This window comes from Fluviispira vulneris, from assembly GCF_014281055.1.
Taxonomy (GTDB): domain Bacteria; phylum Bdellovibrionota_B; class Oligoflexia; order Silvanigrellales; family Silvanigrellaceae; genus Silvanigrella; species Silvanigrella vulneris.
Genome location: NZ_JACRSE010000001.1, coordinates 675,238 through 696,563, shown reverse-complemented (window position 1 = coordinate 696,563; position 21,326 = coordinate 675,238). Strand labels below are relative to the sequence as shown.

20 protein-coding genes are annotated in these 21,326 nt (G+C 35.7%); 11 read left to right on the top strand and 9 right to left on the bottom strand.

Going from position 1 to position 21,326, the window contains the following annotated elements; translation table 11 throughout:
• Positions 1 to 69: 69 nt before the first annotated feature.
• Positions 70 to 1,449: a hypothetical protein gene (locus tag H7355_RS02740; protein ID WP_186644892.1), complete on the top strand. Its 1,380-nt coding sequence runs from the start codon at positions 70 to 72 to the stop codon at positions 1,447 to 1,449.
• 77 nt (positions 1,450 to 1,526) lie between these two features.
• On the opposite strand, the gene H7355_RS02735 is transcribed toward H7355_RS02740, so the two are convergent.
• The 4 genes from H7355_RS02735 to H7355_RS02720 form a co-directional block, all read right to left on the bottom strand.
• Positions 1,527 to 2,252, bottom strand: a complete 726-nt coding sequence (locus H7355_RS02735) for a riboflavin synthase subunit alpha (protein WP_186644890.1) — start codon at positions 2,250 to 2,252, stop codon at positions 1,527 to 1,529.
• A gap of 57 nt (positions 2,253 to 2,309) precedes the next feature.
• Entirely contained in the window at positions 2,310 to 2,513 is a 204-nt protein-coding gene (locus tag H7355_RS02730; RefSeq protein WP_186644888.1) for a hypothetical protein, read from the bottom strand.
• Positions 2,514 to 2,518: 5 nt separating this feature from the next.
• Entirely contained in the window at positions 2,519 to 3,379 is an 861-nt protein-coding gene (locus tag H7355_RS02725; protein ID WP_186644886.1) for a lysophospholipid acyltransferase family protein, read from the bottom strand.
• Between the two features lie 81 nt (positions 3,380 to 3,460).
• Positions 3,461 to 4,294, bottom strand: a complete 834-nt coding sequence (locus H7355_RS02720; RefSeq protein WP_186644884.1) for a hypothetical protein — start codon at positions 4,292 to 4,294, stop codon at positions 3,461 to 3,463.
• Between the two features lie 150 nt (positions 4,295 to 4,444).
• On the opposite strand from H7355_RS02720, the gene H7355_RS02715 reads away from it, so the two are divergent.
• Positions 4,445 to 4,726, top strand: coding sequence for a 2Fe-2S iron-sulfur cluster-binding protein (locus H7355_RS02715; protein ID WP_186644882.1), 282 nt, complete (start codon positions 4,445 to 4,447; stop codon positions 4,724 to 4,726).
• A gap of 37 nt (positions 4,727 to 4,763) precedes the next feature.
• Positions 4,764 to 5,891: a hypothetical protein gene (locus H7355_RS02710; protein ID WP_186644880.1), complete on the top strand. Its 1,128-nt coding sequence runs from the start codon at positions 4,764 to 4,766 to the stop codon at positions 5,889 to 5,891.
• Here H7355_RS02710 and H7355_RS02705 read toward each other — a convergent pair.
• Complete coding sequence (locus H7355_RS02705; RefSeq protein WP_186644878.1) at positions 5,855 to 7,048, bottom strand: hypothetical protein; 1,194 nt, start codon at positions 7,046 to 7,048, stop codon at positions 5,855 to 5,857. The two genes, H7355_RS02710 and H7355_RS02705, sit on opposite strands and share 37 nt — an antisense overlap.
• Positions 7,049 to 7,161: 113 nt before the next feature.
• On the opposite strand from H7355_RS02705, the gene H7355_RS02700 reads away from it, so the two are divergent.
• On the top strand, positions 7,162 to 7,770 hold the full coding sequence (locus H7355_RS02700; protein WP_186644876.1) for a hypothetical protein: 609 nt from the start codon (positions 7,162 to 7,164) through the stop codon (positions 7,768 to 7,770).
• On the opposite strand, the gene H7355_RS02695 is transcribed toward H7355_RS02700, so the two are convergent.
• The 3 genes from H7355_RS02695 to H7355_RS02685 all read right to left on the bottom strand — a co-directional run bounded on the left by H7355_RS02695 (position 7,771) and on the right by H7355_RS02685 (position 10,453).
• Entirely contained in the window at positions 7,771 to 9,402 is a 1,632-nt protein-coding gene (locus tag H7355_RS02695; RefSeq protein WP_186644874.1) for a peptide ABC transporter substrate-binding protein, read from the bottom strand. It abuts the gene before it with no gap.
• A 94-nt stretch (positions 9,403 to 9,496) separates the two neighbouring features.
• Positions 9,497 to 10,096 (bottom strand): GTP cyclohydrolase I FolE, encoded by a 600-nt coding sequence (gene folE, locus H7355_RS02690; protein WP_186644872.1) that lies wholly within the window; start codon positions 10,094 to 10,096, stop codon positions 9,497 to 9,499.
• 12 nt (positions 10,097 to 10,108) lie between these two features.
• Complete coding sequence (locus H7355_RS02685; protein WP_186644870.1) at positions 10,109 to 10,453, bottom strand: YhbY family RNA-binding protein; 345 nt, start codon at positions 10,451 to 10,453, stop codon at positions 10,109 to 10,111.
• A 150-nt stretch (positions 10,454 to 10,603) separates the two neighbouring features.
• Between H7355_RS02685 and H7355_RS02680 the strand changes: the two genes are divergently transcribed.
• The 7 genes from H7355_RS02680 to H7355_RS02650 all read left to right on the top strand — a co-directional run bounded on the left by H7355_RS02680 (position 10,604) and on the right by H7355_RS02650 (position 18,205).
• Positions 10,604 to 10,972: a response regulator gene (locus H7355_RS02680; RefSeq protein WP_130609049.1), complete on the top strand. Its 369-nt coding sequence runs from the start codon at positions 10,604 to 10,606 to the stop codon at positions 10,970 to 10,972.
• Positions 10,973 to 10,987: 15 nt separating this feature from the next.
• Complete coding sequence (locus tag H7355_RS02675; protein ID WP_186644868.1) at positions 10,988 to 11,551, top strand: chemotaxis protein CheW; 564 nt, start codon at positions 10,988 to 10,990, stop codon at positions 11,549 to 11,551.
• A gap of 13 nt (positions 11,552 to 11,564) precedes the next feature.
• On the top strand, positions 11,565 to 11,876 hold the full coding sequence (locus tag H7355_RS02670; protein ID WP_186644866.1) for an STAS domain-containing protein: 312 nt from the start codon (positions 11,565 to 11,567) through the stop codon (positions 11,874 to 11,876).
• A gap of 41 nt (positions 11,877 to 11,917) precedes the next feature.
• Positions 11,918 to 14,167 carry a chemotaxis protein CheA gene (locus tag H7355_RS02665; protein ID WP_186644864.1) on the top strand — a complete coding sequence of 750 codons (2,250 nt, stop codon included), beginning with the start codon at positions 11,918 to 11,920 and terminating at the stop codon, positions 14,165 to 14,167.
• 31 nt (positions 14,168 to 14,198) lie between these two features.
• On the top strand, positions 14,199 to 15,272 hold the full coding sequence (locus H7355_RS02660; protein WP_186644862.1) for a chemotaxis protein: 1,074 nt from the start codon (positions 14,199 to 14,201) through the stop codon (positions 15,270 to 15,272).
• 17 nt (positions 15,273 to 15,289) lie between these two features.
• Positions 15,290 to 16,336 (top strand): chemotaxis-specific protein-glutamate methyltransferase CheB, encoded by a 1,047-nt coding sequence (gene cheB / locus H7355_RS02655; RefSeq protein ID WP_186644861.1) that lies wholly within the window; start codon positions 15,290 to 15,292, stop codon positions 16,334 to 16,336.
• Between the two features lie 609 nt (positions 16,337 to 16,945).
• Positions 16,946 to 18,205 carry a hypothetical protein gene (locus H7355_RS02650; protein ID WP_186644860.1) on the top strand — a complete coding sequence of 420 codons (1,260 nt, stop codon included), beginning with the start codon at positions 16,946 to 16,948 and terminating at the stop codon, positions 18,203 to 18,205.
• Positions 18,206 to 18,785: 580 nt separating this feature from the next.
• On the opposite strand, the gene H7355_RS02645 is transcribed toward H7355_RS02650, so the two are convergent.
• On the bottom strand, positions 18,786 to 21,275 hold the full coding sequence (locus H7355_RS02645) for an ATP-dependent Clp protease ATP-binding subunit (RefSeq protein ID WP_186644859.1): 2,490 nt from the start codon (positions 21,273 to 21,275) through the stop codon (positions 18,786 to 18,788).
• Positions 21,276 to 21,326 lie beyond the last annotated feature (51 nt).

The window sequence follows — 21,326 nt, the reverse complement described above, 5'->3', positions numbered from 1 at the left end:
AGTACATATTATTAATATTTATTCAGCTTGGCCGATAAACTCCAAACACACAACTGTTTGGAGTTTTTGATGGAGAATCAGAGCGACTTTGAAGTCATACAAGAAGGTTCGATTTCAAAATTAAAAGGACATCTCGTCGACTCTACTCAACTCGAAGAACATGCACAAATTTTATCAAAAGCAAAAGAAATAAGTTTAAAAGAATTATTTTCTGTGAGTTGGCTTGGATTGCAAAGATTTTATGAAATGGTTTTTAAGTTTCCAAATAAAACTTTGTTATCCGATATTCCTCCACATGTTTATCGCATACTTTTGTTGTTACCTAGTTTTGGCAAAAAAGTAGGGGTTAAAAGCTTTATGATAGAAGTTAGCAAACCCAATCAAGAGAAAAAAAAGATTTCTATGACAATCGAAAAACTTGCTGAAATAGGCAAAAAACAGGGTAGTTTCGCACATTTGGAAGATGGTTCACGGATCAGTGGTTCACTGCATCATCTCTGTCGACCTTTATTTAATGATTTTAAAATGCCGAAGAAAAATTTTTCATCGAATTGGTGTAAAAAAAATGAAGGTATTTGTAATTTCTTTTATGAATATTCTTGTTTTATGCGCGTTACTTTAGAAATGTGTTCCTTAGCACAAGATTCAACTGCCCGTTTGATAGAAGAATCTTTGCAACAAATATGTATGCGAATTTCAAATTTGGAATTTGGAGTAAAAACTATAGATCCCAATTTTTCAGATTATAAATCACGTTCGCTCATGTCCTTAATGCCACATATTCATGAAGTATCAAAATCTGTCGTAATTGGTTTAAATTTAAGTAGCACAACCTTCGAAGCAGTATCTGAAACATTTGAAGCAATTTTCCTTAGTGAAAGAATGGTAGGAACAGAACTTTTTGATCAAATGGATTATTTTATTAAATTCACCGATCAACTGACCCCAATGGCGAGAAGTCTCGAAGATGTGGGTGTTGAATTAGGTGACAACACACTTAAATATGGTGAAATTTCCTCATTGCGCAAAGCATTTGAGACTTTTTCAGGGCGTGACTTGAGTGAAAAAAATATCGCAACCTTGCGACGTAAGCTAAAAATGGATCAATATACGAATTTAACTTGGGATGATACTTTAAAAGAAATACAGAATGAATTTAAATTAATTCAAAATGAACTCGGACGCTGTATAGTCGCTTTACAAGGCTTCGATCTTGTCAGACAAGTTCTTGAACATAGAGTAGGAGAAGTAGAAATTCTTAAGGATCATTTTGAAGCGGTACGTTCTAAAGAAATGCAATGGGAGAAGTTAAAGGAACTTGTTTTAATTAAAATTGTAGACCGATTGGTAACTGATCAAGAAAAGTTTTCATTCGCTTTTTTCTTTCCAGATTGTACAATAAAACAAAATGAATCTAAACTGTTAAATGGTGAAACCTTTTTCTTTTAAAAAAAGACTAAAATATTTTTCAATCTTAACTATTTATTGTTTAAGTTACAAAGATTAGAAGATTTTTTCTGATTAATTTATTTGAGAGAAGAGTTTTTTGTAAGGTTAATTTTCTCAATTCCGAGAAGTGTATTTAGATCGATATTTTTTTGCTCAAGTATTTGTTCTAATATCTGATATAATTTACCCATATTTTCTTCCAAAGTTTCACGAATGGTATCAACGACAACTTGAGTGTTTCGTTCAATTTCAATATTAACGAGAACTCCTTCTTTTTTTTCATTAAAAGTTGTCATTCTTCTAGTTTCAGGGATGAGCCAGACATCAAATGTACCTGTTATTTTATTGACCTCAGATATAGTTAAACTGGCACCATTGATTGCTATATACCCTTTAGGAAAGACATAACGCTTCCACATTTCTGGCAACGCAAAGCGGAGTCTACAGTTGCCTTCAGCGTTATAAGATTCAAGCAATTGAGTGCGAAAATCTATATGGCCTGAGAGTGGGTGTCCACCGATTTCTGCCCCGTCTTTTGCTGCCCGTTCCACATTGACTTGTGCTGCCATTTTCAGAGTGCTAAGTGTTGTTATTTCAAGAGATTTAAAGATCACGTCAAACTCAGCGATATTTTCACTCAATCGTTGTGTTACAGTAAGGCAAACGCCATCAACAGCTACACTTCCACCAACATTTAAGTCATTACAAAATCCTTTGGGAAATTCGATTTGAAAAGTACGGATTCCATTGTGGTCTTTGATATTTTTAATTGTTGCAACTGCCTGAACTATTCCAGTAAACATGATCGATCCTTTTTATGCTTGTCTTGCACAATATTTGTTAATTTATATTAATAATAATTAAATTTTTTTAAATTCTTTTTTTAAAAAAGATAGGGTTGATTTAAATTTATTTAATATGCACGGATCGTTTATGTCTTCAATACTTTCTGCAATTTTTATTTCATTATAAAGATGTTCAAGAAAGCGAAGACTAGCATGAATATCATGAACTCTTTTCTTAGATAAATCAAATTGAGATTTGAGCGTTTTCTCTTGAGTCATTTAGGTTATCCCCAACGGTTATGCATCCAGAAGTATTCTTCTGGGTTTTGCCGGATCATGTCTTCAACAACTAAATTCATTCTTTTTGTATTTTCAGTGACAATTTGTTTCCTCGTCCAATCTTCATTCGCAATCATTTCAAATTCAGGAAAATATATTACTTCTTGGGTGTCAATGGATTTTCTTTTAATAATGACTGGAATAATAGGCGCATTCTTCTTCAACCAAAGTTTTGCTAAACTATTATTTGTTGATGCTTCTTTGCCAAAAAATGGAAGCATTTCTCCACGAGATCGTTTTTGGTCTACGATAAAACCAATCACTTCTTTTCGATCAAGGGCATTGAATATTTGGGTTGTTGAAGCCACTTCACCTTTTCTATCAATTACTCTATAACCAATTGAAGCTCGCATCTTTTCTATCCAAACACCCATAGTTCCTTTAGCTAATTGTTTCGAGATTACGTTAACAGTGGCAAAATTGCGTGAGTTTATATGACATAAAAAATCCCAGCTGCCAATATGAATGCACATGGCATAAATGCCTTGATTTCGCTTGTAAATATTTTCAGCAATTTCCTTGTTCTGGAAAACTACTTTTGTTTTTTTAAAAAGTTTATCAGCAGCAAGTAATTCAAGAACTGTGCGAATAAAATTAACAGTAGATGCTCTGCCTATTTTGACGAGTTCTTCGGGAGATTTTTCATTTTGAAAAGCTATGTTTAAGTTTTTTAATATAACTTTTCTACGAACACGTAATACATCATATACAATAAATCCAAGAGTTTTTGCTATTATTAAAATTCCTCTATATCCAATAAATCCAAGAAAATTTGATAACATATTTAAAAAAAATATCATTAACATGAGTGCCCTCATCCATAAAAAATAACACTCTCAATTACTATATTAGAGATGTTTGATTGTAAACATATATATGAAAAGAGTCTATACAGTTTCAACTAATGGATGTTCATTAAAGTGGGTTTCAGCTTCCATTTTTGTAAAGAATTTTTCATTACAGACGGAGCAAACATAATTTGAACCATTGCGAATAAATGGTTTTTGGCCAGGAGTTCTAAATAAAACAGGTTTGTCTTTTTCGGGGGCTTTTTCATAATATACCACTTCTTCATGATCCATGGGTTCGCCTGTGGTCCCATCGGCTGAGTCTGCTACCGTTTCAAGTTTAGGCGTTTGTGCTTGCACTTCAGTGGATTCATTGCTTTCGTTTTGTCCAGAAGAGGCTGAACTCATACTATCATCGCCTTCATCCATCGAATCATTTGTAGAATCGTTAGTAGAATTGTTTATCTGGTTTTGTTTTTGAGTCGCTTTTTTCTCATCACCAGAATCTGGTATTGGCGCTCCACCGCCTCGTTGGCGCGTGATGAGGAGATCTCTTCTCGTTTTTGGATCGGTATTAAGCATGCTGTGCGCCATATTAAGGAGGTGCTCAGCCAAAACCCGTGGGAACCAGCCCGCTTCCACATCCCGGATGACGCATAAGGAGGTATCTTGTTGATTTGCATATACTTTTCCACACAATAAGCATTGATAATTGTGGGCAAATGAATTGCTTTCTGCTATTAAATGCGATTTTATTTTGAGCCCATTGAGAGTGACGCATTTCCATGCATCTTTGAGATTTTTATATCTTCTTCCACACAGTCCGCAGATATAACAAGCAGGACCTTTGAAAACTCGGCAAACCCGTTGCATGGTTGGCGAGGAGGTCTTTGTCTTAGGTTTCAGTAATAATTGGATTTTATCAACAACCATCGTCATTTCCAATCTGCGTCCAAAGAGTAGCCCTCGTTTGCACGTCGTATATTTATCGGTGTAATGAATGAAAAGTATATATTGCGATAAGATATGATTTCAGTTAGGAATACGCGGTACCCTTTGGGGAGTTAAATAAGGAATCGATTCATGCCCATACTCACGGTTAAAACAGATAAAAAAAATATTAATATTGAACACGGTGCAGCTATCATAGATGTTTGCGAAACGGAAGAAACAAGCATACTTTTTGGATGCCGCGACGGTGCTTGTGGGGCTTGTATGATTCGAGTTCTTGAAAATCCAGAGAATTTGAGTCCCATGGAAGAGCATGAACGTGATTTCTTAGAGACCATGGCTGCACGTGAAGATGAACGTCTTGCTTGTCAGTGCAAAGTTCTTGGTGATGTGACTGTAGAAGTTTCCGAGTGAATTTTGGTTAGATTTCCACTCATTGTTAAGAGGAAATATGGCAAAAATTTTAGAAGAAATGCATTTCGAAAAAATGCATGGTGCTTCAAACGATTTTATTTTTTTAGATGTCAATCTCTATTTAAAATTCGTAGAAATATCATTTGCTAAATCAAGTGCTAAAGTAACTAATAAAACATTATTTTTAAGAGAATTTGTAAAAAATATCTGTCACCGTAGCCAAGGCGTAGGTGCAGATGGAGTGGTTTTCTTTCAATATCCGCAAAAATCAACCAAAATAGCAAAAAAGTCTAATTATAAATCAGTAATTCAAATATTAATAGTGAATTCCGATGGCAGTTTTGCCGCCACATGTGGAAATGCCTTGCGTTGCTTGGGACTTAAACTCATGCGGGATAAATTGTGGAGCGGATTAGAAAAATTAAAGATAGAGCGTATTCATCCAAGTATTTTTAACTTCAAAACATCAGAACTGAATAAAGACGAAGAATTTATATCAGACCAATCTCCGTTTGCTGTCCTAATTTCTGGGAACTATACAAAAAAGCTTGATCAGGCTTTAATCAGCGTTGCTATGGGCTCTGAAAGAAATGTATTTTTAACACCGTTGGTTGAAAATTCATTGATTCATTTTGGCAATGATATTGATTTTCTCACACCCGTTTTTGTCCAATTATCGAACCCACATTGGGTCTTTATTTCTTCTCGCTTTAATCATTTTTCTGATAAGCAATTTGAAGAATTCGGGCAATTGGCCCAAGGAGAATTGCGAAAGAAAGTATTAGGTGAACAAGTTCCTTTAGCTAATATTGGCATGTTATCAATGAGTGATAAGAATAATTTAGAGAATTGTACTGAAAAAAATATCTTTGCTAAGAACACTGAAAAAAGCACTCAACTAGCAGCACAAAACTGGAATTTACATGTATATGAACGTGGTGCTGGTTTGACTGCATGCTGTGGATCGGGTGCGACTGCTGCTCGAATTGTGCTTGAGTTTTCAGAACGCATAGCTAAAGATCTTTCACATGTTTATTTTAAAATGCCAGGTGGGATAGTTAGTATCGAAAATAAAGTTATAGAAAACGAAGAACAAAGAATTTTAAGTGGAGAAGCTCAATTTGTCTATCAAGGTCTTGGTAAACTCACATCTTTTTCCAAATGATTTTTGTCTCTATAAGCTTTGAAATTTATATTTATGTCTTGCAATAAATTTAAAATATTTCTCTGAGATTTTTCTTGAATTTCTATAAATTCAATTGGTCTTTCGGGATTGATAGATATGAAGAAATATTTTGGATTTTCTATAAATTTATTAAATTCAAATATTGCTTTTTCTAGAGGAGTTTTACTAACAAAAATGAGCATAGTATTATTTTGCTGGATTGCTCTTCTTTTTTCTTCTTCAAAAGTAAGATTATCTTCTAAAGATTTTCGCCAGAAATAATTATTTATAAAATTCAAATCTTCAAAAATTATATTCGATTTTATAAATTTAAAATGATTAAATGAAAAAATATCTTCGATATAAAATGAAGCGTTCATAAAAATACTGAATATTTTATGTGTGGTTAAGTTTAGGTTTATTACATAATTATTGTCTTTAGTTTTGTTAAAATTGAAATTAATATTTGCATAAATTGTATCAACTGAGGGGCCAAGAACATCTTTCAGTGCATGATTGGTTTTTAAATTTTCTTTTAACGAAATTGGCATATTTTTAATATTTAAACTTAATTTTTTTATAAAAAATTTTAATGATGAATTATTTCCAACAAATGGTAAATCGTTCGACACCCATTGACAATCTATTAAATCTCTTTCATTCTGTTTTAAGTTTAGTTTAAATTCATAGTTGTTATTGAAGTATTCTCCTTTTAAATCAAAAGTTGATTGATTGAGTAAGTAATCCAAAGTTTCATTAGATATTTTATTGTATTTATCAAGTGATTTTACAAATTCTTTTAATTTATCTAAATAAAAAAACTTAATTTTATTTGCTTCAAAACTTAAAGGTTGAAAATCCGTTCCATTTTTGACAAATCGTTTCACACTTAAGTTTTTTATATATATATTTAAATTATGCTCTTTTGAAATAAATATAAGATCTTTTATATAAAAATTTTTATTGATGAAGAAAATTGGGGAAAGGGTAATTCGACTAAATTCAATATGATCTGGATAAGGTGGTTTTTGTTTTATCGCTTGAATACTTTTATCAAGCCCCACTGTTAATTGGTATTGTGCATATAACATGGCTAGCGAGTATAAAGTGCAGGCGAACACAAAAAAGCAAAGTATCGCTATGGCTTTTTTTCTCATTTCAATGAATTTCCTTAATTTTTTTGTATTAAAAAATTGAAAATAAGATTGCATATGATAATATAAAATTAATCATACACATTAACTTTGTAAGAGTACAGTAGATGAATCCTATGTACAAAAAACTTATCTTGCTTATTCTTTGCTTCATATTCTTAAATATTGGGGCAAAATATTCAAGTTTTTGGGGAGAAGAGCAAGCTCAAGGTTTATCGAATGAAAATACATCCATACCAAATGGTGTTTATGTATTAAAAAAAATTAATATTTGTAAATTAAAGCATAATCATCAGGAAGGTTGTCGGTTTGAAAATATGGTTTTGTCAGGTACAGCAAAAATATCTTTGACAAAAATTCTTGATGGGCAATATTGGTTGGTTTTTCAGGGCTATTCTAAAATAAAATTGGATGATAAAGATATCAGCTTCGGTTGTTTAAAAGGAATCATAGATTCTCATATTTTTTTTAATAATATTGAAAAAAATTCTAAACAAATTGCAGATTCAAAAGAAAATGAAATTTCTGCAATATCAAGTCAAGTGAGAATATTTGAAAATACCTGTGTCGCAAGTCCGCAAGCAAAATCACAGTTTTATGTTTGCGATGGCAATTTTTTGGGACAGTATTCATATTTACAAAGATCAAAAAAACTTTTAATCCAACAAACACGTATGTTAAATGGAAAAAAAGTCAAAATGTTTAGCGTATATGAAAAAACTTAATCAGCTGTTGCCATCGTGTGAAACGATATAAAGATCTTTTCTCAAATGAATATCCATCGGATTTTTAAAACTTGCCCCTTTTACATAGGGTTTTATCAAACGCATACTTGTTCCAGAGGCAATTGGCGCAACGGGATAATCTTCAAGTGCCATTTTGAGTGCTTCTTTCATTAATATTTTCCGTTTGTCGAGATTCAATTCCAAGTTCGTCGCGGCCAGCAGGTCGTCAAAGCGCTTGCTTGCGTAATTGGTTTGGTTTTGAGGATTTTTGCCTTCTATTAAAACTGCGAAGTTATAGGGGTCGTTAAAATCAGCACCCCACAAAGAGAGTGTCACTTCGTATTTTTTTTCATGTAGGTTTGTTAAATGCACTTTCCATTCAGAACTGATCAATTCCACTTTAGCACCCAAGCTTTTCTCCCACATAGAAGCAATTGCGGTGGCGTATTTTTTACTCGTATCATTGACATCGAGACTGTATTTGATTTTGAGAGGATTTTTCTCTGAAAAACCTGCTTCTGCATAAAGTTTTTTGGCTTCAGTTATGCGTTTTTCGCTGCTCCACTTGGCCCACTCAGGCTCATAGGGGCTGTAGTTGGCTATGCCAAGCGGAGGAAGATCATAGTGAGCTTTTTCCCCTTTGTCCATAATGTGTTTGGCTAAGGCATTGCGATCAACAGTCATGGAAAGTGCTTTGCGTACGCGCACATCGCTGAGGGCAGGGACTTTTGTGTTAAACATAAAGTAATGGGTGGAAAGAGATGGAGACGCGTGAATTTCGTTTGGATATTCTTTTTTGAGTTTTGCCGATTGTCCTGGAGGCAAGCCATAAGTCCAATCGATTTGCCCAGCTTGGTATAAGCGCAGCGAAGCAGTTTTGTCGGTGACGACGAGAAAGTTCACATTTTCTATCACGGTGTTTTTGTCGTCCCAATATTTTTTATTGCGGACTATGCTTATTTTATCTCCTACTTTCCATTCCTTTAAGACATAAGCTCCATTGGTGACGAGGTATTGGGCTTGTACCCACTGATCGCCGTGTTTTTCTATCAAGTCTTTCCTTAACGGAACGAGCTGGGGTATAGCTACTAACCCTAGGAAATAGGGTGTAGGAGTATCTAGTGTCACTTGGAAAGTGTGTTTGTCGAGTGCTTTGACCCCAAGGCTTTCGGGTTTTAATTTCCCTTCGAGTATCTTATTCGCATTTTTAACCATATTGAGCATAAATGCATATGTTGCAGCTGTCTTTGGATCAACTAAGCGGCGAAAACTATAAGCGAAATCCTCTGCCTCCACAGGTTTTCCATCCGACCAAAGAGCATTTTTTCTGAGGTGAAATGTATAAGTGAGGCCATCTTTGCTCACATCCCAACTTGTAGCAGCACCAGGCACATATTTTCCTTCGGAATTGTTAACGATGAGCGGTTCATAGAGATCGAACAGAATATTATTAGCTAAATTGTCAGAACTTTTGTTTGGGTCGAGTGAAGTAATCTCACTCTGATTGTCTATATTAAGAACTTGATTTTTTGCTAACTTTGTACCAGCGGGCACGACAGCAGCAAAACTTTGTGAGCAAAGGAGCAAGGACAAACCTGTCCATAATGATAATTTAAAATGCTTTTTTTGCATAAGAAAAACCTCGAAAAATCATAAAATGAGTTTTTTAATACAGAAACTTTAATGAAAGACTGTTCGAGGCTAGCAAAAATTATATAATTGTCAATTAATTCCTTGTGATAAAGGACATGAATTCATTGCGTGAGGCAGGTGACTCTCTAAAGAGACCAAGCATGGTGCTTGTGACCATTTTTGCAGATTGTTTGCGAACACCGCGCACGCACATACAACTGTGCATTCCTTCAAACACGACAGCAACACCCTGTGGTTTTAAATGGGTTTGAATGGCTTCTGCAACCTGTTGAGTCAGTCTTTCTTGCACTTGCAGGCGTTGGGAAAACGTATCTACTATGCGAGCAAGTTTAGACAGTCCCACAATACGTCCTTCAGAAGGAATATAAGCCACATGGGCTTTGCCGCTAAAACTTAAGAGATGATGTTCACAGGTTGAAGTAAACTCAATGTCTTTTAGAAGCACCATTTCATCGGATTGGGATTCGAATGTCGTGGAGAGAATTTCTTCGGGATTGGCACTGTATCCTTCTGTGAGTTCTAAAAGAGCACGGCAGTAGCGATCTGGGGTTTCAATTAATCCTTCCCTATTAGGATTTTCTCCAATATAACGTAACAAAGTGCGCACTGCGTCCGTTGCTTCTTGTGCTGTTACATTATTTGAAGAAACTGCCTTTTTAAAAAATGGACTCATTGCTTGACCCTCTCATAAACTTTTTAAAGTGATTTTTGCCTCACTGGGTTCTTTTTCAAAATAAAGAATAAGACTTCTGCCAATCCTTCCTATCACATGTGTATGCTTTGGCAACAATTGGGCAATTTCATCTTTCTGAGAATTTTTAGCTTCTGCATCACTGTTTCCTGGCAATTGCACTTTTATAAGCTCATGTTTTTCAAGAGCCAAGAGGATTTCCTTGACAACGGTTTCTGAAAACCCTTGGGAACCAACTTGCACAAACGTCTTTAAATGGTGGGCTTTTCCCTTCAGTTTGGCTTTCTGCTCACTGGAAAGTATCTCACTGAATTTATGTTGTTTATTATCTCTAGCCATGCTCAATCGCTCCCTTCTCAAACGTAAAAAATGTAGCTTGCCCCAAAACTTTCTGAAATGCCATACTTTTTGCATGCTCATAATTATAACAAAATGCCTTAATTTCTAAATTGAGTTGACGATAAACACTCTGCAACAGGGAGGATGGCAATGGCCAAGAAAATACTCATCGTGGATGATTCTCGTACGATTCGTCAGCAGGTGGGTTTCACCTTGACTAAGGAAGGTTTTGAGGTAGTCGAAGCCGAAGATGGTCAAGATGGAATCAACAAACTGCAAAGTTCTGGTGAAATCAGCATGATCATTTCCGACGTAAATATGCCGAATATGGGTGGACTCGAAATGGTTGAAGCCATTCGCCAAATTGAGCAATTTAAATTCCTACCAATCATTATGCTTACGACCGAAAGCAGCGGCGACAAAGTCGAACGCGCTAAGAAAGCAGGAGCAAGTGGATGGCTTGTGAAACCCTTTAATCCAGAGCAACTTGTCGGCGCCGTTAAGAAATTAGCGCGTTGATGAAAGGATAGATACATGGCAAACAATCCTAATGATGCAAAAGGGGGTAAGGGAGCGAAGCTCGACGCACTTCATAAATTAAAGCATGACAACTCCGGTGTGAGAAAAAGAATTGCTCCTACCATTGAAACTTATAAATTAATTGGCTTTAAATTAAATGAAGAAGAATTTGTAATTGAAATTGAAAGAGTCAAAGAAATCGTTCGTGTTCCATTAGTCACGCGCGTTTCTAAGGCTCCTCATTTTGTTGAAGGTGTTGCAAATCTTCGCGGAGATATCTTACAAATAGTTAATTTTCACAAAATAATGGGTCTTGAAAATCCTGTTATTTCTGAAAGAAGTCGAATCATCGTATTGGATGATAAGAATGTTTTAGCAGCAATTATTGTTGACGGAGTCAGTGAGGTTATTGAAGTTGAAAAAGAAGCTGTTCAACAAACTCCAGATATTGTTGCAGGGGAAAGATCAAAATTTTTAAAAGGAATTATCAAACCACACAAGCATAGAAATATTCTTTGGCTTGATTGTGGTGCTATTTATTCTGAATTCAGTGCACAGAATCAAAAATCAACAGCTTAATTTAGAGGTTTTTATGTCATCATTAGTTACTTATGCAAATAGAACATTTACCTTTACAGGCAAACTCACTATTTACAAAGTCTCTGAATTGAAAAATAAAATACTCGAAGGTTACAATGGTGAAGCTACAAAAGCAGGGGATTTTTTCCTTGATTTATCTGCAGTAGAAACTGTTGATGCAGCTGTATTGCAATTATTAATTTCTTTTAAAAATATGCTGGTAAAAGCTCAAGGGAATTTAAAATTGAAAGCCAGTGCTCAAACATTTGATTCTTTACTTGATTTATTTGGAATGCCTGCAGATACCTTTCCTAAAGGAAAGTAAATGGATTTTTTAGGATTATCTCAGTGAAGAGGTGCTAAGTCGTGAGTTATAATGAAGAACAGATGCAAGAAATATTCTTTCAAGAGATGCGAGAAGTCTTCGAGCATATTGACAGTTGTATTCTTGTGCTTGAAAAAACTCCAGGTGATTTAGAAATCATTAAAAACCTTTTTAGAGAAGTGCATACTTTAAAAGGGTCAAGCGGTGTTTTTGGTCTGCGTGAAATTGCCGATCTAACCCACCATGCAGAAGACCTTCTTGATAGAATGCGCGAAGGAAAACTTGATCCAACTGAAGAAGTGTTTTCCGCATTGCTACGTTGTTTTGACCGCTTAAAAGAAATGATGAGCGGAGCACAGAAAAAGCAAAACTTAGCAAGCTTTGACAATGCCGATATAGTACGTCAATTATGTGATTTTAAAGAAATAACGGGTGAACAACTCCAACAAAAAGTGGCTGCTGGAGAGGTGGCTCCAACTCCTTCAGCTGAAAATATCAAACCAGGGGAATGTCCATACCACATTTCCATTACAGGTGCTGATCAATTCTTTTTAACAGGAATAGATCCAATTACTTTAGTATTAAATTGTCGTGATATATCAACAGGAACATTTTCTTTATTTACTAATATTTCACGTATACCATCATTGGCAGAACTTGAGCCAGAACGTTGCTATTTTGAATTTACTTTCAATTTTGTTTCAATGGCTGAGTTTAAAACAGTGCAAGATATTTTCGAATTTGCCATAGGATCAAGTAATGTAAAAATTGAAATGGATGGAGTCGTCGCAGGAAAAGGAGATGCAAAAGCAAGTGAGGCGAAAGCAACTGTCGTACAAGCTCCTGCTCCTTCGGCTCCAGGAGCAAAAGCAGCTCCGGCCGCGGCGGCAGCTCCAGCAGCAGCTGCCGCAAAACCTGGTGCTCCCGCTGTTGCAGGTAAACCCGGTGCCCCTGCAGCAGGTGGAAAACCAGCTGATCCTGCGCACGGTGGAGGCAGTGATGCCAATGACTTTGTCCGCCTTAAGAAAGAGAAACTTGATCAATTGATGAATCTCGTAGGTGAGCTCATTACGGTTAAAAACCTTTTTGTTCACCTTTCAAATAGACTTGAAGAAGTCCTTCCAGAAAACGAAATCACTAAAGGATTTAAAGAAGGAACAGGACATGTCACACGTCTATCTGCACGTTTACAAGAAAGTGTAATGAATGCACGGATGGTTCCAGTGGGAAGTGTATTTACAAAATACACACGACTTGTACGTGATGTTGCTAAGAAACTAAATAAGAAAATTAATTTTGTAATAGAAGGTGAAGATACAGAACTTGATAAAACTGTAAGTGAAGCCATTTCCGATCCAATTATGCACCTCATTCGTAACTCAATTGACCATGGAATTGAAACACCCGAAGTTCGCAAAGAGCGCGGGAAAAATGATACAGGAACTTTGTTACTTAAAGCGGGTTATGAAGGTAACAATGTGAAATTAGTTGTGCGTGATGATGGTAATGGAATTGATTTAGAAAGAGTTAAAAATAAAGCTGTTTCTTTAGGAATTGTTACTCAAGAACAAGCAGATATGCTTGCGAAAAAGGATATTATCGAATTTATTTTCCACAGTGGATTTTCCACTGCAGCTGAAATCACTGATGTGAGTGGGCGTGGTGTGGGAATGGATGTGGTGCGTAATAATATCCGTAAATCAAGTGGATCTATTTTTGTAGACACTAATCCTGGTCAAGGGACTGAATTTAAGATTATTTTACCACTGAGTTTAGCCGTTATAGAAGCACTTTTAATTGGTGTTGATGGAGAAACTTATGCGCTTCCGCAGGAAGTGATCACCGAAACGGTGCGGGCAGAGAAGAAAGATGTTGTTAATTTAAATAATCAACCAAGTATTAACTTACGCGGGGAAGTGATCCCACTTTTACGTTTAAATGAAGTTGTTAACTTAAGACCTTCCATACTGGATGATTTTATCCATGCTGAAAAGAAGAAAATGAGTCAGGCAGGGGAAGAGGCAGAGGAATCTGAGAATAACTCTGCTGATCAAGATGATGGTTTAACAAACCCAGTTGTGATCGTACAAATTGATGGCTTAAAAGTAGGAATTCTTGTGGATGTCTTGTACTGGCAAGAACAAATAATGATCAAACCACTGGGTGGTTTTTTGGCAAATATTCCCGTATTTACAGGGGCTTGTATCATGGGGAATGGCTCAGTTGTGCTCGTGCTCGAGCCAAAAGAGCTTTATTATGCGGCCTGTCATGTCGATGCTAAAGCAGCATGAGAAATGATCCGGTCCATATAGGAGATATGCAATGGCAATTTATATCGCCAAGAGCAAAAAAGAAGAACGAATGCTGCAGATCGGGAGTAACAAGTTTGAACTTGTTGACTTCAGATTGAAAGATTATCCTATTGGCGCTGAAACCACCGGACCTGCTCAATATGAAGGTATTTATGGGATAAACATTGCAAAGGTTCGTGAAATTAACAAAATAAGTCAATTTACAAAAATGCCAAACTGTCATGAGTGTATTGAAGGCTTACTTGAACTGCGTGAAGAAGCTATCCCAATTGTAAATTTAGCAAAGTATTTAGGCTATGCTAATCATGCATTAAGAGCGACTGATAATATTATTATCTGTGAATTCAATGGCTTGGTAACTGGGTTTGTTGTTCATCAGGCTATGCGTATCCGTCGTATTTCTTGGGAAGCAATCTTGCCACCAACACGTCTGATCGGGCGTGAAGGGGGATGCGTCACTGGTATGCATAAACTCGCAAAAGGACAGGACAACGAGCGTGACCTTATGCTTCTTATCCTTGACTTTGAAAAGATTGTGGCTGAAATCAACGGCGAAACCGATGCCCTCAACCGCTTTACAGAAGATAAGTTGAACAACCGTGTTCAAGGCTCAAACGACGAAACAAAGACTGTTCTTGTTGTTGACGACAGTATGACTGCACGTACGCAAGTTGAACTTTTCTTAACGCAACATGGCTATCGTGTGATCACGGCAACGGATGGTGAAGAAGGCCTCTTTACATTGGCTGCACTGTACGAACAAGCACAAAAAGATGGAAGAGAACTCACAGATCTTGTGCAAGTTATTGTGACAGACGTTGAAATGCCTCGTATGGATGGCCACGCATTTACACAGACTTTAAAGAAAGATCCTCGTTTCAACTCTCTACCGATTATTATGCACACTTCACTTTCTGGTAGAGCAAATCAAGAAACAGGTAAGAGTTTGGCGGACGAATATGTTGTCAAATTCAATGGTGAAGCATTGATTGCGACAGTTAACCGTATTTGGAAAAAATTAATGGATAAATTAGAATCGAATAGAACCGATGAATTAACAGACGATGAAGATATGGCATCTTAGCTAATGGAGTTTTTCTCATGGCAGTAAATGTTCTCATCATTGATGACTCAACTACAGTGTGTGCAATGTTAACTCAAATGTTGACAACAGCTGGATTTACTGTTGTGGGAGTTGGCAAAAATGCAGATGAAGGCTTACAACTCGCAGGGAAACTGAAACCGGATGTCATTACATTAGACATCGAAATGCCAGGGAAAAGCGGCTTACAAATCCTGCCACAATTACAAAAAGTGTGTGATGCAGCGGTCATTATGTGTTCTACATTAACCAATCAAGCCGCTTCTGCAACGCTCCAGTCCTTGGAAAAAGGTGCGTTTGACTACATTCCTAAAACAGAAATTGGTAAATCATTTACTCCAGATATGTTAAAAGAAAGAGTAAATAACGCTTATGTTTACGTGATTGGCAAACGTAAAGGGGAAGTTGCACAGTATAAGCCCACAGTGCCTGTGACTTCATTGCCATTTATGGCACCAAAGGCAATTGTGATTGGTGTTTCAACAGGCGGGCCTGCTGCGCTGCATAAGCTTTTTACGATGCTACCTGTTATGCCAGTGCCAATCGTTGTTGTTCAACATATGCCCGCAGCTTTCGTTGCTTCTTTAGCGGAACGCATTGCTCAACAATCCAAACACAAAACTTCAGTGGCGAAAGATGATCACACCTTTGTTCCAGGCGAAGTTTGCTTTGCTCCAGGTGATAAACACGTTGTTTTTAAGAAAATTCAAAATAGACTTTACTGCGATCTCAGCGAAGAACCCAAGAATATTCTCCACAAACCTTCTGCAGATGTTTTGTTTCAAACAGCCGCAGAAGTCATGGGCAAAGACCTCTTAGCAGTCGTTTTAACAGGTATGGGTCGCGATGGTGCCGATGGTTCAAAAACAGTGCGTTTGCGCGGTGGGATGGTCTTAGCTGAAAGTAAAAGCTCCTGTGTCGTTTATGGCATGCCAAAATCTGTGATTGACGCAAAAACAGCGAATTTTGAATTCGATTTACAAGATATGGCTGCAGCAATTACAAAAATTGTAACAGGCAAAATACTTCCGCCGCAGTCGACTTAATTTACATTTATCTGTGTTTCGCAGTTTACTGAAGAAATATTCTTTTAATTAAAAACAATAACATCTTGCTTTTATTATATATTTTGCTTCAGATATATGCCTGCACATTCATTGCAAAACTCTTTCCACTCTTGCTTCAATTCATAATTCCATTTCAAACTAGCAATCAATTAAGTTATGATTTCGAAAATAAGTTACTTAAAAAATAGCAAAGAAAATTAGCTCGTTAAAAAGGGATCTATACAATGATAGAAATACCTATTCTAACCATATAAAGAAATTAAGAAGATCGCCTGAAGAATAAAACCAATATCTAAGCTGTGAATAGTTAGCTTATTTTTTACAAAATCGTTTTATTTGAAAGAAAAAAAGATAAGAAAATAGTTATCTAGCTAACCAAAAGTTGTAATTTTTTTTGACATTCATGGTTTTTAATGATTATTATTTTAATAATATGCTAATATTTATGGATAAATATATATATAATATACTTAAAATGAGTAAAATAAATTTACAAAAAATAAAATCGTGCCTAAATCAATAATCAGGATTTAATAATTTATCATCTCTATTAAGAGGTGTATTAGTACTTTTATAAGGAATATAGAAATGACAATGCAAAAATATAGTAAAATTATTTCATTGCTTGGTATTGCTTTTTTTTCTGTTACATCTTCAAATCTTGCATATTCAGTGGAATTAGCTCATACAAGTCAATTACAACATAACACTCAAGACAATCAAAATGGAGTTTATAATATTTATGTAGGTAATAATTTAATAAAATCAAACAATAAGAATAGACTGAAAAGATCTTTATCGAATGATTATTATGCACAAAACTTATTAAATGGTTACCAGCTACCAAGTTTAGAGCATATTCAGGAATATGTTACTGAACATAATAATGCGTTACCAGATACGTGGGGTGCTGAAGAAGGTAACAAAAAAACCTGGGCTCAGCCGAAATTATTAACAGAATTAGGCAAAAATATTTCTACTGAGCTTCTTTGCACGAATGTAAGCGGTTGTAATGGCGAAATTGCCTTTTCAATGATTGGTGGTTTCTTTTTAAGCAATTATGAAACTCAACAATCTTTCTATGCTTCATTAGTGGCTAAGACTTCAGATGGTTCAGATTTTAAATTCATATCTGATGCTTATTTAGCAGATCCAAGAAAGCCAGGCAGCTATTTCAAAGCTATTATTCCTAACAATGATTGGTCGACGCATTATAGTTACAAAGTAAAATATGGGGATCCAATTGCTTATTTCATGATTGATCCGAAACTAAAAACACTTTCTGTTAACGGTAACAACAATCAAATCTTTGATGGTACCGAAACACAAAGTGCTGGTACTTTCTGGAAACTACAATGGGATAGCTTGATGGGCGCTGGTACACAAATTGACAATACTTATTCTATTTCACACGGGCTGACAACCACCGACACAGCAAGTTTAGGCTACCAACTTGGAGTGTCAATGGGAACAGATGAAGGTTTTTTTAATGCTAATATATCTACGACTATTTCTCAGTCATGGCAGCATTCAGCATCTGTACAAGACATTAAAACCTATTCAACACATTTGATCTTTTTGCCAAAAGAGTATGATCAGGTCGTTGGTTATTATAATTTAATGCTTGGTTTTTATACACAAGCACCTTTACTTGAGCATTTTTTAGATCCAAATAATTCAAATGGATTTAATTACCTCTTAAACAATTCTTCTTTAGGTTCTTCTTTTGCAAAATTAGAACTTGCAAGAGCAATGCCTGTTACAGACAAAGGTGTTCAATCTAATATTGATGCACAATCTCCTTCGGGCGAGTTTATACATGCAACAGTTGAAGAAAAAGCAATATAATATTTAGAAATTTTATTTAATTTGATAATATTTATAATACAAACGCCACTTGAGATATAGTATTTATCTATATCTCATTCTTGCATATTTAAATTTATTACTGTACATTTCTCACTTGGTTACATTAATAGAAAACAATCATATATTTTATTAAGTGAGATTAAGTGGTATGTTAAAACATATTCTAAACTTTTCTTGTGCTTTTTCAAATAGTACAGTTAATTTGAAGTATAAGATTAATACATCTACTAATATACAAAGAGCGGAATTAATATATAAGAATACAAGAATTCCATTGGCATCTGCTGGAATATTTGGTCGATATACTTTTTTAAATCCTGATATCCCTAGTATATTTAAAGATACTATAAGAATTATTTTTTTTACATTAGATAATAACTTAAAAAGTGGTGAATCTACTCTCATTTTTTTAAACAAAGACCCAAATTCAAAATATCAGTGCATTTTAAGTAGTTCTAATTCATAAATAAATATGTTTTGAATTTCATACTTGCTTAATTTTTTAGAAATTGTAAATGTCAGATATAAAAAGGTGAGTCAATTTCTTTTGGCTAATTTATTATTTTATACTGACATTTAATTGAGATTGAGGCTTTTTTTGTAATTCAATTTTCAATTCTTTACCATTCACAAGTCCGGAATCTTTATCTTTGCCTTTATTAATAATTTCTTGTGCGATTTTATTTTCTATTTCTGTTTCGAGTAATCTACGCAAAGGTCGAGCGCCATAAATGGGATCAAAACCTTTTTCTGCCAAGAATACTTTTGCATCATCATTTATGATTAAATCAAGTCCTTGGTGTTTTACTTTTTCGGATAAATGCTTAAGATTGAGTTCAAGAATTTGCAAAATATCTTCTTTGTTTAATTTTTCAAAGACAATCACTTCGTCCAGTCGATTTAAAAATTCGGGTTTAAAAGATTTTTTAAGTTCAGCCATGACTAGATCGCGAACTTCAGAATTGCTTAGGTCTTTATTAAAATCACCGAGGCCCACCCCTCTTTTATTTTCACTGATATATTCGCTGCCAATATTACTTGTAAAAATAATAAGTGTATTTTCAAAACTCACATATTGGCCTTCGGCATCGGTCAGGCGTCCATCGTCTAGAATTTGTAAAAATAAATTGAACACATCGGGATGCGCTTTTTCCACTTCATCAAATAATAAAACGCTGTAAGGTTGACGTTTGATTTTCTCGGTCAATTGTCCACCTTCACCATAGCCAACATAACCGGGAGGAGAGCCGATCAATTTTGAGGTTTCATGTCTTTCCATAAACTCCGTCATGTCAAAACGTAACAAACGGTGCTCATCGTTTAATACATATTCAGCCAAGGCTTTAGCTAACTCTGTTTTTCCCACACCCGTTGGTCCTAAAAAAAAGAAACTGCCGATCGGTGCTTTGCGCTCGCGCAAACCAATTCTATTTCTACGCAACGCATTGGCCACGGAATGTATGGCATGTTTTTGTCCGATCAGTCTTTTTGCCAGTTCATCTTCTATATGAGCTAATTTTTCAAGATCCTCTGCTTGTAATCTTTGAACAGGTATTCCTGTTACCTTAGAAACTAAAGTTGCAATGTCTTCAGCAGTGACCATGCGATCTTCGTGTTTCATTTCGAGACCCCACTGCCTTCTGCGTTCAGTTATTTTGTTTTCTAAAGTGAGAAGTTCCATTTGTGCATTGGCAACCATAGCAAAATCTTGGCGATTAAAATAATCACTACGCTCCAATTCTTTTTTACTTTTTTCTCTTTCAAGTTTTTGAATGTCAGCAGGGATACTGACGACTTTAATTCTTTTGAGAGCTCCGGCTTCATCAATTAAATCGATTGCTTTATCAGGTAAGCTTCGACTGAAAATATATTTGTTACTTAATTCAACTGCAGCGTCGAGAGCATCGGGACTAAAATGTATTTGATGATGTTTTTCATATTTTTTTGCAATAGATTTTAATATTTCTTTTGCACTTTCTAATGAAGGTTCTTCAACTTTGATGGGTTGAAATCGACGTTCAAGTGCTCTGTCACTTTCGATATATTGCTTATATTCTTTAAAAGTTGTTGCGCCAACACATTGTAATTGCCCTGTTGCCAAGGAGCCTTTTAATATATTCGAGGCATCAAGGGAACCCATCGTCCTTCCTGCTCCGACCACTGTGTGAATTTCATCGATAAATAAGATGACTTGTCCTTCGAGCGCAATGATTTCTTCTTTTATTGCTTTTAATCTTTCTTCAAACTCTCCATGCATTTTACTGCCAGCAACAAGATCAGCCATTTCTAAACTGAGAATTCTTTTGCCAACAAGATGATCGGGAACTTCGAGGTCGACGATTCTTTGTGCCAATCCTTCAATAATGACTGTTTTTCCAACCCCAGGCTCACCGATAAGAACGGGGTTGTTTTTCTTGCGGCGAGAAAGCACTTGAACGACTCTTTCGATTTCATTGTCCCGGCAGCTTACGGGATCGAGTTCTCCACGCCGAGCCATTGCTGTGATATCACGGGTATATTGACTTAAAGCACTTTGTTTAGCTTCGTCATCCCGATTCGTAACGCGGTGATTGCCGCGCAGGTCAAGCAGTGCCTTTCGGGTATCTTCATAAATAAGACCTGATTTTAATAAGATATCTCTAGAGTTTAAGCGCGTATCAAAAAATGCCAGAAATAAAGTACCTGTGCTGATATAAGCATCACCAAAATTTTTTCTCTCGAGATCTGCTCGTTCAAGGAGATATGCAACTTCAGGTGAACCATACATACCTGTTGCATCGCGCATGTGTGGAAAATGCGTTTCTTGTTTCTTCTGGAGTTGGTTAATACTGTCGTATATTCCGTTTATTATTGATGTTTTAACTAAAACTTCATCTAGTTTGCATTCAACCGCAATTTTTAATGCAATGGAATCCTTTTGCTCCATCAGAGCAAATAAAAGGAATTCAGGAATTAGCATTTTTACTTGTGCATTGAGAGCTTCTGTTATGCCTGCCTGAAAGATTTCATTTACACGATGGGTCGAGTTTTTCAGAAATTGTTGAGCCATATAATATCACTCCGCATTGTTTGATTCTTTTAACATTTACGGAAAGAGCTT